Raw genomic sequence first — 506 nt, 5'->3', positions numbered from 1 at the left:
AAGAAAAAATATCCTTTGATCTGCTGCATCGAAGTATGCCGGATTGATAACAGTGTATGCCGTGTCCCAGGGAAATCCTGCTTCGTTTGCCCCACGCTCATCAAATGCGGGCATATCCGGGTATAATCCTGCAACAATTTGTATAACATTAAATCCCTTTTCCTGACGGTTGGCAGCAAGCATTTTAACATCTTCAGGCCACCGTAACCGCTTTGTTAATCCCATCCACCAGGTATCCCCCAGCCAGAAAAAAGGTGTGCCATCGCCATAAGCGAAATGTCGCTTATCATCTGCAATTTTTATGGCGCCGCGTTTATAAAGCTGATTTTGTCCTGTATAATTCTTAACGATCACTATACCCGAAATGCCATGCAGGCCGTTGTCATCTGTTTCTGAACATATCGTTTTAAAACGATGATTACCCCTTACAGAAGAGGCATACCGCACCTTCCAGACATTGCCACCTGTCCAAAATGCAGGCACTTTAAATTCTTTCCCATTGGGAT

General features: G+C 44.3%; 1 protein-coding gene. It reads right to left on the bottom strand.

What is annotated here, in order from left to right; translation table 11 throughout:
• Window positions 1-506: apiosidase-like domain-containing protein (locus tag F2B26_RS17860; protein ID WP_159811280.1), on the bottom strand; the 506-nt coding region annotated here is incomplete at both ends.

Source organism: Cellulomonas citrea, assembly GCF_009829685.1.
Classification (GTDB): domain Bacteria; phylum Actinomycetota; class Actinomycetes; order Actinomycetales; family Cellulomonadaceae; genus Cellulomonas; species Cellulomonas citrea.
The sequence above is the reverse complement of the archived record's forward strand: the minus strand, read 5'-3'. Positions and strand labels throughout refer to the sequence as shown.